This is a genomic window from Enterobacter sp. A103, assembly GCF_034427535.1.
Lineage (GTDB): Bacteria > Pseudomonadota > Gammaproteobacteria > Enterobacterales > Enterobacteriaceae > Enterobacter > Enterobacter asburiae_B.
Window position 1 is genome coordinate 247,247 of record NZ_JAXQPQ010000002.1, and the last position, 14,535, is coordinate 261,781.

At 54.7% G+C, this 14,535-nt stretch carries 15 protein-coding genes; 10 read left to right on the forward strand and 5 right to left on the reverse strand.

The genetic code is table 11. The annotated features are described in order from the left end of the window. Nucleotides 1–172: 172 nt before the first annotated feature. Both rlmI and hspQ read left to right on the forward strand, forming a co-directional pair. Nucleotides 173–1,363: a 23S rRNA (cytosine(1962)-C(5))-methyltransferase RlmI gene (rlmI, locus tag SPH27_RS06690; protein ID WP_047061512.1), complete on the forward strand. Its 1,191-nt coding sequence runs from the start codon at nucleotides 173–175 to the stop codon at nucleotides 1,361–1,363. A 60-nt stretch (nucleotides 1,364–1,423) separates the two neighbouring features. After that, nucleotides 1,424–1,741: a heat shock protein HspQ gene (hspQ, locus tag SPH27_RS06695; protein ID WP_008499919.1), complete on the forward strand. Its 318-nt coding sequence runs from the start codon at nucleotides 1,424–1,426 to the stop codon at nucleotides 1,739–1,741. Between the two features lie 37 nt (nucleotides 1,742–1,778). Here the strand turns inward: hspQ and SPH27_RS06700 are convergent, their stop codons facing one another. Beyond that, nucleotides 1,779–2,192, reverse strand: a complete 414-nt coding sequence (locus tag SPH27_RS06700; RefSeq protein WP_028012609.1) for a CoA-binding protein — start codon at nucleotides 2,190–2,192, stop codon at nucleotides 1,779–1,781. A gap of 173 nt (nucleotides 2,193–2,365) precedes the next feature. Between SPH27_RS06700 and csgI the strand changes: the two genes are divergently transcribed. After that, entirely contained in the window at nucleotides 2,366–3,028 is a 663-nt protein-coding gene (csgI, locus tag SPH27_RS06705) for a curli synthesis inhibitor (RefSeq protein WP_033145125.1), read from the forward strand. An 80-nt stretch (nucleotides 3,029–3,108) separates the two neighbouring features. Continuing rightward, a complete protein-coding gene (mgsA, locus tag SPH27_RS06710) occupies nucleotides 3,109–3,567 on the forward strand; it encodes a methylglyoxal synthase (protein WP_033145124.1) in 459 nt (152 codons plus the stop codon). 42 nt (nucleotides 3,568–3,609) lie between these two features. Here mgsA and helD read toward each other — a convergent pair whose 3' ends face one another. Continuing rightward, a complete protein-coding gene (gene helD, locus SPH27_RS06715) occupies nucleotides 3,610–5,664 on the reverse strand; it encodes a DNA helicase IV (protein ID WP_182071690.1) in 2,055 nt (684 codons plus the stop codon). Between the two features lie 123 nt (nucleotides 5,665–5,787). On the opposite strand from helD, the gene SPH27_RS06720 reads away from it, so the two are divergent. Next, the gene (locus tag SPH27_RS06720) at nucleotides 5,788–6,234 is read left to right on the forward strand and encodes a YccF domain-containing protein (RefSeq protein WP_023311032.1); all 447 of its coding nucleotides are present in this window, start codon (nucleotides 5,788–5,790) and stop codon (nucleotides 6,232–6,234) included. A 19-nt stretch (nucleotides 6,235–6,253) separates the two neighbouring features. Further along, entirely contained in the window at nucleotides 6,254–8,416 is a 2,163-nt protein-coding gene (gene yccS, locus SPH27_RS06725; protein WP_033145122.1) for a YccS family putative transporter, read from the forward strand. On the opposite strand, the gene SPH27_RS06730 is transcribed toward yccS, so the two are convergent. Continuing rightward, nucleotides 8,373–8,999, reverse strand: a complete 627-nt coding sequence (locus SPH27_RS06730) for a TfoX/Sxy family DNA transformation protein (RefSeq protein WP_182071691.1) — start codon at nucleotides 8,997–8,999, stop codon at nucleotides 8,373–8,375. The two genes, yccS and SPH27_RS06730, sit on opposite strands and share 44 nt — an antisense overlap. Nucleotides 9,000–9,216: 217 nt before the next feature. On the opposite strand from SPH27_RS06730, the gene sulA reads away from it, so the two are divergent. Continuing rightward, nucleotides 9,217–9,726: an SOS-induced cell division inhibitor SulA gene (sulA, locus tag SPH27_RS06735; protein ID WP_033145120.1), complete on the forward strand. Its 510-nt coding sequence runs from the start codon at nucleotides 9,217–9,219 to the stop codon at nucleotides 9,724–9,726. 354 nt (nucleotides 9,727–10,080) lie between these two features. Further along, nucleotides 10,081–11,136, forward strand: coding sequence for a porin OmpA (ompA, locus tag SPH27_RS06740; RefSeq protein WP_023311028.1), 1,056 nt, complete (start codon nucleotides 10,081–10,083; stop codon nucleotides 11,134–11,136). A 63-nt stretch (nucleotides 11,137–11,199) separates the two neighbouring features. Here ompA and matP read toward each other — a convergent pair whose 3' ends face one another. Next, nucleotides 11,200–11,652 carry a macrodomain Ter protein MatP gene (matP, locus tag SPH27_RS06745; protein ID WP_032658161.1) on the reverse strand — a complete coding sequence of 151 codons (453 nt, stop codon included), beginning with the start codon at nucleotides 11,650–11,652 and terminating at the stop codon, nucleotides 11,200–11,202. A 186-nt stretch (nucleotides 11,653–11,838) separates the two neighbouring features. On the opposite strand from matP, the gene SPH27_RS06750 reads away from it, so the two are divergent. Then, nucleotides 11,839–13,599, forward strand: coding sequence for an AAA family ATPase (locus SPH27_RS06750; protein ID WP_182071692.1), 1,761 nt, complete (start codon nucleotides 11,839–11,841; stop codon nucleotides 13,597–13,599). Between the two features lie 68 nt (nucleotides 13,600–13,667). Then, on the forward strand, nucleotides 13,668–14,186 hold the full coding sequence (fabA, locus tag SPH27_RS06755; RefSeq protein WP_008499931.1) for a 3-hydroxyacyl-[acyl-carrier-protein] dehydratase FabA: 519 nt from the start codon (nucleotides 13,668–13,670) through the stop codon (nucleotides 14,184–14,186). 72 nt (nucleotides 14,187–14,258) lie between these two features. Here the strand turns inward: fabA and rmf are convergent, their stop codons facing one another. After that, complete coding sequence (rmf, locus tag SPH27_RS06760) at nucleotides 14,259–14,426, reverse strand: ribosome modulation factor (protein WP_013097261.1); 168 nt, start codon at nucleotides 14,424–14,426, stop codon at nucleotides 14,259–14,261. Between the last annotated feature and the right edge of the window lie 109 nt (nucleotides 14,427–14,535).

Below are 14,535 nucleotides of genomic sequence, written 5' to 3' on the forward strand. Positions count from 1 at the left end.
GGTGCTCCCTCTGCTGTACCGGAAGCCCTACTGTAAAGCCTGCTGCAATGCCGGAATGTGCCTAAGCGATTTAATTTTGTGCCGAAACGCTCAACGGTATCCGCAGATGATTGCGCCTTGCTGAATGTGGTAATCTACGCGCCATTTCCTGAAATCGACAGAACAGCAAATTATGAGTGTACGTTTAGTGTTAGCCAAAGGGCGCGAGAAATCATTACTGCGCCGTCATCCCTGGGTCTTTTCCGGCGCGGTTGCCCGTATGGAAGGCAAAGCCAGCCTCGGTGAAACCATTGATATCGTTGACCATCAGGGGAAATGGTTAGCGCGAGGCGCCTACTCGCCAGCGTCCCAGATCCGCGCTCGCGTCTGGACGTTTGATAAAGATGAAACCATCGACATCGACTTCTTCGTTCGCCGTCTGCAGCAGGCGCAGCAGTGGCGCGACTGGCTGGCAAAACGCGACGGGCTGGACAGCTACCGCCTGATTGCCGGTGAGTCCGACGGCCTGCCGGGCGTGACCATAGATCGCTTCGGTAACTTCCTGGTGCTGCAACTCCTGAGCGCCGGAGCGGAATACCAGCGTGCCGCGCTGATCAGCGCGCTGCAAATGCTGTTCCCGGAATGCGCCATTTACGACCGCAGCGATGTGGCGGTGCGCAAAAAAGAAGGCATGGAGCTGACTCAGGGGCCCGTAACGGGCGAACTGCCACCGGCCCTGCTGCCGATTGAAGAGCACGGCATGAAGCTGCTGGTGGATATTCAGGGCGGGCACAAAACGGGTTACTACCTCGACCAGCGCGACAGCCGTCTGGCTACGCGTCAGTACGTTGCCGACAAACGCGTGCTGAACTGCTTCTCCTATACCGGCGGTTTTGCCGTTTCGGCGCTGATGGGCGGCTGTGCTCAGGTGGTGAGCGTGGACACCTCGCAGGAAGCGCTGGACGTGGCAAAACAGAACGTCGAGCTCAACAAGCTGGACTTGAGCAAAGCGGAGTTTGTCCGCGATGACGTGTTCAAGCTGCTGCGTAAATATCGCGATCAGGGCGAGAAGTTCGACGTCATCGTGATGGATCCGCCGAAGTTTGTGGAAAACAAAAGCCAGCTGATGGGCGCGTGCCGCGGGTATAAAGATATCAACATGCTGGCTATCCAGCTGCTGAACCCGGGCGGGGTTCTGCTCACCTTCTCCTGCTCCGGCCTGATGACCACAGATTTATTTCAGAAAATCATCGCCGATGCCGCAATAGATGCTGGTCGTGATGTACAATTTATAGAGCAGTTCCGTCAGGCAGCCGATCACCCCGTGATTGCTACCTACCCGGAAGGACTGTATCTGAAAGGGTTTGCCTGTCGCGTCATGTAACTTGAAAAGAGAAATATTGCCCGCACATAACGTGTAAGTCGTATTTCCCGGGAGGTGACTATGATTGCCAGCAAATTCGGTATCGGCCAGCAGGTCCGCCACACTTTGCTAGGGTATTTGGGTGTGGTCGTGGATATCGACCCGGAGTATTCCCTTGATGAACCGTCAGCAGACGAGCTGGCGGTGAACGCAGAGCTTCGCGCCGCGCCCTGGTACCATGTGGTAATGGAAGGTGATGATGGACAACCCGTTCACACCTATCTGGCCGAAGCGCAGCTGAGTAGCGAGCTGCAGGAAGAGCATCCGGAGCAACCCACAATGGATGAACTTGCTCAGACTATCCGCAAACAGTTACAGGCTCCGCGCCTGCGGAACTAAGCGTGTAAAAAAAGCCCGATAACGGGCTTTTTTTTTATTACTTCGCCAGCCCCAGACGGGGGATGTCGATCGCCGGACAGCGATCCATGACGACCTTCAACCCCGCATCCCGCGCCAGCACAGCGGCCTGCTCGTTAATCACGCCCAGCTGCATCCACAGCGTTTTCGCCCCTACGGCGATAGCGTCCTGCGCCACTTCCCACGCTGCCTCGGAATTACGGAAGACATCGACCATATCAATTTTTTCCGGCACGTCCGCGAGTGTGGCGTAACCCTGCTGGCCCAGCAATGTTTTACCCGCCACTTTTGGCGAGACCGGGATAACGTGATAGCCCTGATCGAGAAGGTATTTCATCACCCGATAGCTGGGACGATCGGGTTTATCGCTCGCGCCCACCAGCGCAATGGTACGCGTGGATGTCAGAATCTCGGCAATATCGTTCTCTTTCATGGTTTTTCTCCTGGCTTTTTTAAAAGTGTACGCCAAACCGCACATCTCAACCATCCATCCCATACAGATGCATGAGGGCAAAACGGCGAAATATGTCTATATGTTAGTAAACGTGATTATCGAAAAATTTAGATACATTAATGCGGCGACAGGATTTCTGACGGGAGCCTTCTATGAAAACCGGTATTGCCACTGCCCTGATTGCGTTAGTGATGCCGGTCTGCGTTTTTGCTACCACGCTCCGGCTCTCTACCGACATTGATCTTCTTGTACTGGACGGAAAAAAGGTCTCCAGCTCGTTATTGCGCGGTGCAGACAGCATCGAGTTAGATAACGGGCCGCATCAGCTGGTCTTTCGGGTAGAAAAGTCGATCGGTCTGGCTAATCACGAGCAACGGATGTACATCTCCCCGCCGCTGATCGTCAGCTTTAATACCCGGCAAATCAGTCAGGTGAACATCACCCTGCCTCGCCTTGAAACGGAGAAGGAATCTGCGGCCTTCGACGCTTCACCCCGCGTTGAACTGCTGGACGGGAATGCGATGCCGATTCCGGTGAAGCTGGATATTCTGGCGTTAACGACCTCGCCGAAAGGCCCGGATTACGAGGCCGCGACCCAGACCTATAACAAAGCGGGAAAACGCGCATCGCTTCCGCAGTTTGCCACCATGATGGCGGATGACAGTACGCTTTTATCCGGCGTCTCTGAACTGGACGTTATTCCTCCCCAGTCCCAGACCCTGACGGAACAGCGCCTTAAATTCTGGTTCCAGCAGGCCGATCCCGACACGCGGGCCCGTTTTTTACAGTGGGCAAAACAACAACCTTCATCATAAGCCACATTTTTTACGCCTTTCTCTTGCAGCGTCAGACGGTTCCCGTCATCGTGTAGTCAGTTAACCTGATGGATATGATTATGGAACTGACAACACGCACGCTGCCTGAGCGCAAACACATTGCTCTTGTGGCGCACGATCACTGTAAACAAATGCTGCTTAACTGGGTTCGCCGCCATCAGCCTTCGCTGGAAAAGCACGCCCTGTCGGCGACCGGCACAACCGGTAATCTGATCCAGCGCGAAACGGGTCTGCAGGTGAATGCCATGCTTAGCGGCCCGATGGGCGGCGATCAGCAGGTCGGCGCGCAGATTTCCGAAGGGAAAATTGATGTGCTGATCTTCTTCTGGGACCCGCTGAACGCGGTTCCGCACGATCCGGATGTTAAAGCGCTGCTGCGCCTGGCGACGGTGTGGAATATTCCGGTGGCGACAAACCTGTCGACGGCGGATTTCATCATCGAATCGCCGCAGTTTAACTCGCCGGTTGATATCCTTATTCCGGACTATCAGCGTTATCTTTCCGATAGACTGAAGTAGCTTTTTTGCCGGGTGGCGGCTACAAAATCTTGCCTGACATCGTTATGGCTTACGCGCCACCGGCACATCAATACTCTTCAGGATATCGACAAACACGGATGGCTCCTCTTTATTGAACAGCAGCCACACGCGATGTCGCGCGCGGGTGATGGCCACATACAGCAAACGCCGCTCTTCGGCATCCGGGAAGTCTTCCGGCACCGGCAGCAGGGCCTCTTCCATCACCGACTCGCGGGCCGGGGCCGGGAAACCGTCGCTGCCCTCTTTCAGCCCCACCACAATCACATAGTCAGCCTGCTGCCCTTTGCTGGCGTGAATTGTCATAAATTCAAGCTTCAGTTTCGGCCAGCGGGTGGCGGCTTTTTCCAGCGCTGCGGGCTTAAGGTGATGGTAGCGCGCCAACACCAGAATACGTTCATCGGGCTTCGCGTAGCCGCTGAGCTTGTCCAGCAGCGGCTCCAGCTGGTCATCCGCCAGCAGGGTGACCGCTTTTTTATCCCCTGGGCGCAGGCTATTGAGCGGCTTGGCCAGCTGATGCGGGTTTTGCTGGATAAAGCGGTTGGCGATCTCACCAATGCGTGAATTGAAGCGGTAGGTGGTGTCCAGATCGCTGCGATCCCCTTCGCCAAAATAGTGGTGGAACGCGGTCGTCAGGGAGAGCTGCGCCCCGCTGAAGCGATAAATGGCCTGCCAGTCGTCCCCCACCGCAAACAGCGACGTATGTTTATTTTGCGCCCGTAGCGCCGAGAGCAGTGCAGCACGCTGCGGAGAGATATCCTGGAACTCATCCACCAGAATGTGTTTCCACGGGCTGACAAAACGTCCCTTCTCAAGAATGATGATGGCCTGATGGATTAAACCGGAGAAATCGACGGCATTTTCCTCTTTCAGCGCGGTTTTCCAGGCTTTCAGCAGCGGAGCCATCAGCTTGACCCGTTTCGAGAACAGATCGCGGATCGCCTCCGGCGCGCTTTCAATCATCTCTGCCTGCGTTCCACCGTGCATTCGCATCAGGCTGACCCAGCGGTCAAGTCGCGAACCCAGCCGACGCGCCAGTTTGTCATCCTGCCAGAAGCTGCCCTCTGGCACCTCCCAGCGGAGCTCCTCCTCCAGCCACTGACGCCACCCTTTCGCCTGCGCCTTTTTCTCACTGCACTGCTGGCGCCACGTTTTGATGAACAGCGCCTGACGCGCCTGCGCGTCGTTTTCCAGCTTACTGATGGAAGGCACTTTTTTACTGCCCTGCTGAATAATATGCAGCGCAAGGGCATGGAAGGTTCTGGCCGTGATATCCCGCGTGTGCAGGCGTTCCTGGATACGTTCGTCCATCTCCTGAGCAGCCTTGCGGCCAAAGGCCAGAAGCAGTATTTGATCGGCTACCGCTTCTCCGGTCGTCAGCAGCCAGCCGGCACGCGCCACCAGCACCGACGTTTTACCGCTACCGGCCCCCGCCAGCACCAGCAGCGACTGCTCGCCGTTGACCACCGCGCGCGCCTGGGCCGGATTGAGCGGTGAAGATTCCACCGTACTGAAAAAGTCGGCGTATTGGGTGAGCATGGCGTCCGTCCAGGCCTGGTTATGGGCGAGACGGCTTTTATCCTTATCATTCAGCCAGGCCTGACACTGGCGCCAGGCGTCGCGACAGTTGTCAAACTCGTCGAGACGCGTCACGGAGAGCGGCAGCGCCGAGAGTGCCTGTCGGATCTTTTGCTGCAGCCCGGCGGTCTGCTGACGGGTCAGCCACGCGTGCTGTGCGTTGCTCTGCGCGATATCGTCCAGCACCTGCTGCAGCACCTGGGCGGCAATTACGCTCATATCCTGGCTCCACTGCTGCCACAGTGCGTTCAGGTGATGATGAAAACGCTGGGTTTCCGCCCACTCGGTGCCGTGAAGACGCACGACTTTATCGTCAGGCAGAACGAACTCCAGCTCGCCCCACACCAGCCCGCGCTTACAGTGGATAGCCAGAAGCTGATTAAACGGAATAAGGTATTCGTGGCGTTCCCCGGAGACTTTCACCCCGGCATTAAGGAGAACCACCCTGTCGTAAGGGTGTTGCGCCAGGCGTTTGCCTAACGACGTTGCTTTCAGTTCCATGTTCCGCCAAATCCACGAAGAGATAATTTACCTGACAGTTTAACTGCCAGTTTTAAGGTGCTCCAGCCTAAAAAAACGTTACAATCATTGGGCGTTAATTTTATCGAAAGGAAGTGAGGGTTTATGCGTACCGTTCTGAATGTGTTGAATTTTGTGCTGGGCGGTTTTGCCACCACCCTTTCCTGGCTTTTTGCCACGCTGGTGAGCATCGTCCTGATTTTCACGCTTCCCCTGACTCGTTCCTGCTGGGAGATCACAAAACTCTCCTTAATCCCCTACGGGAATGAAGCTATCCACGTTGACGAACTCAATCCGGAGAGCAAAAACGCCCTGATGAATACGGGCGGAACCCTGCTGAACATACTGTGGCTGATTTTCTTCGGCTGGTGGCTGTGCATCATGCATATTTTTGCCGGTATTGCACAGTGCATCACGATTATTGGTATTCCTGTGGGGATCGCAAACTTTAAGATCGCCGCTATCGCCCTTTGGCCCGTCGGTCGCAGGGTTGTTCCGGTAGAAGTGGCCCAGGCGGCGCGTGAAGCAAACGCGCGTCGTCGTTTTCAGTAAATAAGGACCGGCCGCGTTTATGCTAAGCCCATTGCTTCGCCGTTATACCTGGAACAGCACCTGGCTATACAACGTCAGGATATTTATCGCGCTTTGCGGCACGGTTGCCCTGCCCTGGTGGCTGAATGATGTCAAGCTCACCATTCCGCTTACGCTGGGAGTGGTAGCCGGGGCGCTGGCGGACCTGGACGATCGTCTGGCCGGACGTTTACGTAACCTGGTCATTACGCTCGTCTGCTTTTTCATTGCGTCAGCGTCCGTTGAGCTGCTTTTCCCGTGGCCCTGGCTGTTTGCCCTGGGCCTTACGCTCTCAACCAGTGGGTTTATTTTGCTGGGCGGCCTCGGGCAGCGCTATGCCACCATCGCGTTTGGTGCATTGCTGATCGCCATCTACACCATGCTGGGCGTTTCCCTGTATGACCAGTGGTACCAGCAGCCGGTTCTCCTGCTGCTGGGCGCCATCTGGTATAACCTGCTGACGCTAACCGGTCATCTGATCTTCCCGGTTCGCCCGCTGCAGGATAACCTTGCCCGCAGCTTTGAGCAGTTAGCCCACTATCTGGAACTGAAATCCCGGCTGTTCGACCCGGATATCGAGGAAGAAAGCCAGGCTCCGCTCTACGATCTGGCGCTGGCAAACGGCCAGCTGGTCGCCACCCTTAACCAGACAAAAGCCTCTCTGCTTACCCGTCTGCGCGGCGATCGCGGTCAGCGTGGAACGCGAAGGACCTTACACTACTATTTTGCCGCCCAGGACATTCACGAACGTGCCAGCTCCTCGCACGTTCAATACGCGGCCCTGCGCGAGAAGTTCCGCTACAGCGACGTGATGTTCCGCTTCCAGCGCCTGTTGTCCATGCAGTCCCAGGCGTGCCAGCAGCTCTCGCGCTCCATTCTGCTGCGTACGCCCTATCAGCATGACCCCCGCTTTGAACGCGTATTCAGCCATCTTGATGCGGCGCTCGACCGCGTTCAGGCCAGCGGAACGTCACCGGAGCACATCAAAGCGCTGGGCTTTCTGCTGAACAACCTGCGGGCGATTGATGCCCAGCTGGCAACCATTGAGTCCGAACAGGCGATGGCGCTGCCGGGCAGTGAGGTGGAAAATCAGCTTGCTGATGACAGCGTGCACAGCGTTAGCGATATGTGGCTACGTCTGAGCCGTAACTTTACGCCGGAGTCGGCACTCTTTCGCCACGCGGTAAGAATGTCGCTGGTGCTGTGCGTGGGGTATGCCTTTATCCAGATAACCGGGCTGCACCACGGCTACTGGATCCTGCTGACCAGCCTGTTCGTCTGCCAGCCAAACTATAACGCCACCCGACACCGTCTTGCGCTGCGTATTATCGGCACGCTGGTCGGCGTCGCGATCGGCCTTCCGGTGCTCTATTTCGTGCCCTCCGTTGAAGGTCAACTGATTCTGATTGTGATCACCGGCGTGCTGTTCTTCGCGTTTCGCAACGTGCAGTACGCCCACGCCACCATGTTCATCACGCTGCTGGTGCTGCTCTGCTTTAACCTGCTGGGTGAAGGGTTTGAAGTTGCCCTGCCCCGCGTGATCGATACCCTGATTGGCTGTGCGATTGCCTGGGCTGCGGTCAGCTTTATCTGGCCGGACTGGCGTTTCCGCAATTTGCCGCGCGTGGTAGACAGGGCAATGAACGCCAACTGTCGATACCTTGACGCAATCCTGGAGCAGTACCACCAGGGGCGCGATAACCGCCTGGCTTACCGGATAGCCCGTCGCGACGCGCACAACAGTGACGCAGAACTGGCCTCCGTTGTCTCTAACATGTCAACGGAGCCTCGCGCCACGGCGGAGATTCGTGAGACTGCGTTCCGCCTGCTCTGTCTGAACCATACGTTCACCAGCTATATTTCGACGCTGGGTGCCCACCGTGAGAAACTCACCAACCCGGGCATTCTCAACCTGCTCGATGATGCCGTCTGTTACGTTGATGACGCACTTCATCACCGACCGGCCGATGAGCCGCGCGTTCAACAGGCCCTGGATGAACTGGCTCAACGCATTGCGCATCTTGACCCAGGAAACGACAGCAAAGCGCCGCTGGTGCTTCAGCAAATAGGCCTGCTTATCGCTCTGCTGCCTGAAATTTGCCGGCTGCAACAGCAAATCGCTACCTGGAGGAGTGATTCTCCTGTGGCTCAGGCAGCGCATTAAACCACTCCGTCAGCTCCCGGCGAATACCTGCCGGGAGTGCCGCCTCATGCAGCCCCTCGATAGCCCCTTCCAGCGCGAAGAGAACTTTAATACCGAGCGCTTTGTTTTTTGCCCGCATCTTCAGCCAGCTCGCTCTGGCACCCAGCGCCCGCAGCGTTTCCTCATCGGTAATGCCAGCTTCAAAGAGCAAGACTTCAAGCTGAAAGGTCAGGTTTGGCAGATCCTTGAGTCGGTTTCGTTGATGGCGCTGATAGCGCTCTTTTCTTGCCGCACTGAGCGCAAACGAGGAGAGCTGAAGCAACCGCTCCCTGTCCTGCCATAATCCGTCATCCACACGATAATAGTTGAGCAGCACCGGGCGGCCTCGCTTCATCAACGTCAAAAAAGAGGAGGCATTTTTTACACAGTATTTCGCACTCTCTTCACAGGCGCGAAGATAAAGCTCTCCGTCTGACACCATGGCAAAAACCGCATCATCCACCGCCAGGGTATAGCCTCCAAACAGCGCGCGATGATGAATCTCGCCCAACGGGGAGAGGTATTCCTGGGATTTATAAATCCGTTCATAAGATATCTTTTTCATGATATTTCCCTTCAAAATCATAAAGTAACAACGAAATTTCTTACTAGCGGATCCGTTAGCAGGAAAATAGGCAACTTATTGCCGATGAGCAAGATGATTTTTCGAGGGACATCAACATTGAATGAATTTTGCGAGTCGCTTTCCGAAAATGAGGTTGATCTTTATGCATACAGGGGTTACTGTATATCCATACAGTAACTACAGGGCTGGAATGAATATGCACACTTCAGGCTATGCAAATCGCTCAACCTCTCTCTCTTCTACCGCAGGCAATGTCGCGCAGAATTCCGTCGAGCGTGTTTCCACGGGGCTTATCAGTGAAGTGGTTTATCGTGAAGACCAGCCCCTGTTGACGCAACTTCTGTTGTTGCCGTTATTACAACAGCTTGGTCAGCAATCGCGCTGGCAGCTTTGGCTCACGCCTCAGCAAAAACTGAGCCGTGAGTGGGTTCAGTCCGCAGGCCTTCCGCTTACTAAGGTCATGCAAATTAATCAGCTCCCGCCGTGCGATACCGTTGAGTCGATGATCCGCGCGTTACGCACCGGAAATTACAGCGTGGTGATTGGATGGTTACCGGAAGAATTGACGGAAGAGGAACATTTCCGTCTGACTGAAGCAGCCGAAGAAGGGAATGCGATCGGGTTCATTATGCGTCCGGTTCGATCGGATTCTTACCGCAGAGGACAACTTTCTGGGCTAAAAATTCACTCAAATTTGTATCATTGAGTGAAATTAAGATTTTTCCTGGAATTTTTTTTGACCACAAGATGGCATTAAAGTTCCCGGCCTGAAAATTGCGGCAAGGCTTGTCTGGTGCGGTTCTCCTTAATTTTATTGCACAAAATTCGTTCGAAAAATGTTAAATAATCGGTATACGGAACTTTTTTTTTCATATGCCTGACGGACTTCACACTTGTAAGTTTTCAGCTACGTTGTAGACTTTACATCGCCAGGGGTGCTCGGCCTAAGCCGAAGATATCGGTAGATTTATATTTGACCACGCCCCCCGGTGAAGGATTTAACCGTGATTCTCTCCTGAGACTTTCATGGCGAATTTTGGATGATAACGAGGCGCAAAAAATGAAAAAGACAGCTATCGCGATTGCAGTGGCACTGGCTGGCTTCGCTACCGTAGCGCAGGCCGCTCCGAAAGATAATACCTGGTATGCAGGTGGTAAACTGGGCTGGTCTCAGTTCCACGACACTGGCTGGTACAACAGCAGCCTGAACAATGATGGCCCAACTCACGAGAGCCAGCTTGGTGCAGGTGCGTTCGGTGGCTATCAGGTTAACCCGTATGTTGGTTTTGAAATGGGTTACGACTGGTTAGGTCGTATGCCATACAAAGGCGACACCATTAACGGCGCTTTCAAAGCACAGGGCGTTCAGCTGACCGCTAAACTGGGCTACCCAATCACTGACGATCTGGACGTGTACACCCGTCTGGGCGGCATGGTATGGCGCGCAGATTCCAGCAACAACATCTCTGGTGACAACCATGACACCGGTGTTTCCCCAGTATTCGCTGGTGGCGTTGAGTGGGCTATGACCCGTGACATCGCTACCCGTCTGGAATACCAGTGGGTTAACAACATCGGCGACGGCAACACCGTTGGTGTTCGTCCAGACAACGGCATGCTGAGCGTAGGTGTTTCCTACCGTTTCGGCCAGCAGGAAGAAGCAGCTCCAGTTGTTGCTCCAGCGCCGGCTCCAGCTCCAGAAGTACAGACCAAGCACTTCACTCTGAAGTCTGACGTTCTGTTCAACTTCAACAAAGCGACTCTGAAACCAGAAGGCCAGCAGGCACTGGATCAGCTGTACACCCAGCTGAGCAACCTGGATCCTAAAGACGGTTCCGTAGTGGTTCTGGGCTTCACCGACCGTATCGGTTCTGACGCTTACAACCAGAAACTGTCTGAGAAACGTGCTCAGTCTGTTGTTGATTACCTGATCTCTAAAGGTATCCCAGCTAACAAGATCTCCCCTCGTGGTATGGGCGAATCTAACCCAGTTACTGGCAACACCTGTGACAACGTGAAAGCTCGCGCTGCACTGATCGACTGCCTGGCTCCAGATCGTCGCGTAGAGATCGAAGTTAAAGGCATCAAAGACGTTGTAACTCAGCCAGCGGCATAAGTTATCGTCTTATAAAAAAACCCCGCCATGCGGGGTTTTTTATTGTCTGAAGAAAAGAAAAATCTATTTTTTACCCAACAGAGCCTGAAGGTCGTTCTTCAGCGTCGACATCTGGTTGGCGTACTTCTCTTTATGTTCGGCATCCTCGATCAGCTGCACGATGGTTTCCGACAGCGTTTTGCCCCGTCGTTGTGCCAGCCCAGCCAGGCGTTGCCAGACAACGAACTCCAGGTCGATTGATTTTTTGCGAGTGTGCTGATGCTCAGCATTAAAATGCCGTTTGCGTCGCGCGCGGATAGTTTGCTTCATCCGGTTTAACAGCGCAGGATTGATATGTTTCTCAATCCAGCCGTTAACCTGTACCGGTTCATTTTCGAGGGTCAGCAAAATATCCACGGCTTCTTGCGCAGCGCTGGCTTCGACGTAGCAGGTGATCAGCTCCCCTTCACGGTGCTTTTTGACCAGGTACTTCCATTTCCAGCCGCTTTCGAGATTTTCCAGTTGTTGATATTTCATTGCGATCTCAGTGTTACCACGTAACTCTGTTCAGAATATCAGTTTTTTAGCAATCTGCTGAAAAGAAATCATATCCTGTGAGTGAATGCAGCCAATCGCCCTGTCGAAATCCCCAATCCTGCTTGGGTACAGCCCCCCGCTTACGGTATACTCCACGCTTTTACATCTGACTAAAAAACATCAACTTTGACCATTACGAAACTTGCATGGCGTGACCTTGTTCCGGATACCGAAAGTTACCAGGAACTGTTTGCACAGCCCGAACTCGCAAAAGAACACGAATTCATCCTTAGCGATACGCAGCCTCGTTTGCATTATGCGCTGGAGCAGGTGTTAAGCCCATGGGCAACAGCGCCCTTCATGCTGCTCAAGGCCCCGGAAGAAGCGGAATACCTGACGCTGCTCGGTGATGCCGTGCGCCAGCTGAAGCCGGAAGCGAACGCAGTTTTTGGCGGCCAGTATCGTATTGCGGGACATGATGTCACTTTCGAACCGGCGGCGCAGGCCGATGGCCGTTTTGCCGCTAAGGGCGAAGTGATTACCGCTAACTGGGTCGAGGCGGAACAACTCTTTGGTTGTCTGCGCCAGTTTAATGGCGAACTTTCGCTGCAGCCGGGGCTGGTGCATCGCGCAAATGGCGGTGTTCTCATCATCTCACTGCGAACCCTGCTCTCGCAGCCGCTGCTGTGGATGCGTCTGAAAACCATCGTCCACCAGCAGCGTTTCGACTGGGTCGGCTACGATGAGTCTCGTCCTCTGCCTGTCTCTGTTCCGTCTATGCCGCTGTCGCTGACCGTCGTGCTGACGGGCGACCGTGAATCGCTGGCGGACTTCCAGGAAATGGAGCCAGAACTCGCTGAGCAGGCGGTGTATAGCGAATACGAAGACAACACCCAGATTGCTGACGCCGACGATATGGCGCAGTGGTGCCAGTGGGTTATGGCCGTTGCTGAGCGTTTTGCGCTGCCAACCCCTGTGGCTGACGCGTGGCCGGGCTTAATCCGCGAAGCGGTACGCTATACCGGTGACCAGGAAACGCTGCCGCTATGCCCGCTCTGGATCGGCAAACAGCTGCGTGAAGTGGGTGTGATCAGCGGTAACGGTGCGTTCACCGGAGAACAGCTCACTCAGATGCTGGCTCAGCGTGAGTGGCGAGAAGGCTATCTTGCCGACCGTATGCAGGATGAAATTCTGCTGGAACAAATTCTGGTGGAAACCGAAGGCGAACGCGTCGGGCAGATCAACGCCCTGTCGGTGATTGAATTTCCTGGCCATCCGCGCGCATTCGGGGAGCCGTCCCGTATCAGCTGCGTTGTGCACATTGGCGATGGCGAGTTCACCGATATTGAACGAAAAGCCGAGCTGGGCGGCAACATTCACGCGAAAGGCATGATGATCATGCAGGCGTTTTTGATGTCAGAGCTGAAGCTTGAGCAACAGATCCCCTTCTCCGCCTCGCTGACGTTTGAGCAGTCCTACAGCGAAGTGGATGGCGATAGCGCCTCTATGGCCGAGCTTTGCGCCTTAATCAGCGCCCTGGCGGAAGTGCCCATCAATCAGAACATCGCGATCACCGGTTCGGTGGACCAGTTCGGTCGTGCACAGCCAGTGGGAGGCCTCAACGAAAAAATTGAAGGCTTCTTCTCTATCTGTCAGCAGCGCGGTTTAAACGGCAAACAGGGTGTGATTATTCCTGCTCCCAACGCACGCCATTTGAGCCTCAGCCAGGATATTCTGGATGCGGTTGAGCAAGAGCAATTCACCATCTGGGCCATCGAAGGGATTGAGGATGCGCTACCCTTACTGACAAATCTGGTTTGGGATGGCGAAGGGCAAACCACCCTGATGCAGACTATCCAGGAGCGCATAGCTCAGGCGACACAGCAGGATGCTCGTCATCGTTATCCATGGCCGTTACGCTGGCTGGGCTGGTTTAGTTCGAACTGATCGGACTTGTTCAGCGTACACGTGTTAGCTATCCTGCGTCCTTCACTAAAATAAGGCTTACTGAGAACATGGTAGATAAACGCGAATCCTATACAAAAGAAGATCTTCTTGCCTCTGGTCGCGGTGAACTGTTTGGCGCTAAAGGCCCACAGTTACCGGCCCCGAACATGCTGATGATGGACCGTGTCGTGAAAATGACCGAAACCGGCGGCAACTTCGATAAGGGTTACGTAGAAGCAGAACTCGATATCAACCCGGACCTGTGGTTCTTCGGTTGCCACTTTATTGGCGATCCGGTAATGCCTGGCTGTCTGGGCCTGGATGCCATGTGGCAGCTGGTTGGCTTCTATCTGGGCTGGCTGGGCGGCGAAGGTAAAGGCCGCGCGCTGGGCGTGGGCGAAGTAAAATTCACTGGCCAGGTTCTGCCTACGGCGAAGAAAGTGACCTATCGTATTCACTTCAAGCGCATCGTTAACCGCCGCCTGATTATGGGCCTGGCAGATGGCGAAGTGCTGGTCGACGGTCGTCTGATCTATAGCGCAAGCGACCTGAAAGTTGGCCTGTTCCAGGATACTTCAGCTTTCTGATTGTGCTTTTGGCCCCCCCCAGAAAGGCGAAACCTCCGCATTGCGGAGGTTTCTTTTTTGAAAGAGACGTTATCAGGCTATGAGTGCCCTGTCGCCGATGGCTTCTCGCCAGCCTCCAAGCCATTGTGACCTTTGATTTATCGTCTGATAAGGACACATTTCTTTAGAACGTCCAGCGATGCCGGCCTGATAACCACGTTGATGAGCCCGTTCCAGGCGATCTCGTTTCTGTCTCTTCATGCCTCGTTTCCCTCATTCTTTTGTCTGGTGGAAAGAAAACAGTGTCTGCACTCAATGCACAGGCACAGATAACGAATACCCCGAATTAGTCGCATCGTCAATGTTCAAA

Excerpts from the sequence above, each read along its gene's own strand:
- rlmI (WP_047061512.1), top strand. The coding sequence starts at position 173 with ATGAGTGTACGTTTAGTGTTAGCCAAAGGGCGCGAGAAATCATTACTG.
- hspQ (WP_008499919.1), top strand. The coding sequence starts at position 1,424 with ATGATTGCCAGCAAATTCGGTATCGGCCAGCAGGTCCGCCACACTTTG.
- SPH27_RS06700 (WP_028012609.1), bottom strand. The coding sequence starts at position 2,192 with ATGAAAGAGAACGATATTGCCGAGATTCTGACATCCACGCGTACCATT.
- csgI (WP_033145125.1), top strand. The coding sequence starts at position 2,366 with ATGAAAACCGGTATTGCCACTGCCCTGATTGCGTTAGTGATGCCGGTC.
- mgsA (WP_033145124.1), top strand. The coding sequence starts at position 3,109 with ATGGAACTGACAACACGCACGCTGCCTGAGCGCAAACACATTGCTCTT.
- helD (WP_182071690.1), bottom strand. The coding sequence starts at position 5,664 with ATGGAACTGAAAGCAACGTCGTTAGGCAAACGCCTGGCGCAACACCCT.
- SPH27_RS06720 (WP_023311032.1), top strand. The coding sequence starts at position 5,788 with ATGCGTACCGTTCTGAATGTGTTGAATTTTGTGCTGGGCGGTTTTGCC.
- yccS (WP_033145122.1), top strand. The coding sequence starts at position 6,254 with ATGCTAAGCCCATTGCTTCGCCGTTATACCTGGAACAGCACCTGGCTA.
- SPH27_RS06730 (WP_182071691.1), bottom strand. The coding sequence starts at position 8,999 with ATGAAAAAGATATCTTATGAACGGATTTATAAATCCCAGGAATACCTC.
- sulA (WP_033145120.1), top strand. The coding sequence starts at position 9,217 with ATGCACACTTCAGGCTATGCAAATCGCTCAACCTCTCTCTCTTCTACC.
- ompA (WP_023311028.1), top strand. The coding sequence starts at position 10,081 with ATGAAAAAGACAGCTATCGCGATTGCAGTGGCACTGGCTGGCTTCGCT.
- matP (WP_032658161.1), bottom strand. The coding sequence starts at position 11,652 with ATGAAATATCAACAACTGGAAAATCTCGAAAGCGGCTGGAAATGGAAG.
- fabA (WP_008499931.1), top strand. The coding sequence starts at position 13,668 with ATGGTAGATAAACGCGAATCCTATACAAAAGAAGATCTTCTTGCCTCT.
- rmf (WP_013097261.1), bottom strand. The coding sequence starts at position 14,426 with ATGAAGAGACAGAAACGAGATCGCCTGGAACGGGCTCATCAACGTGGT.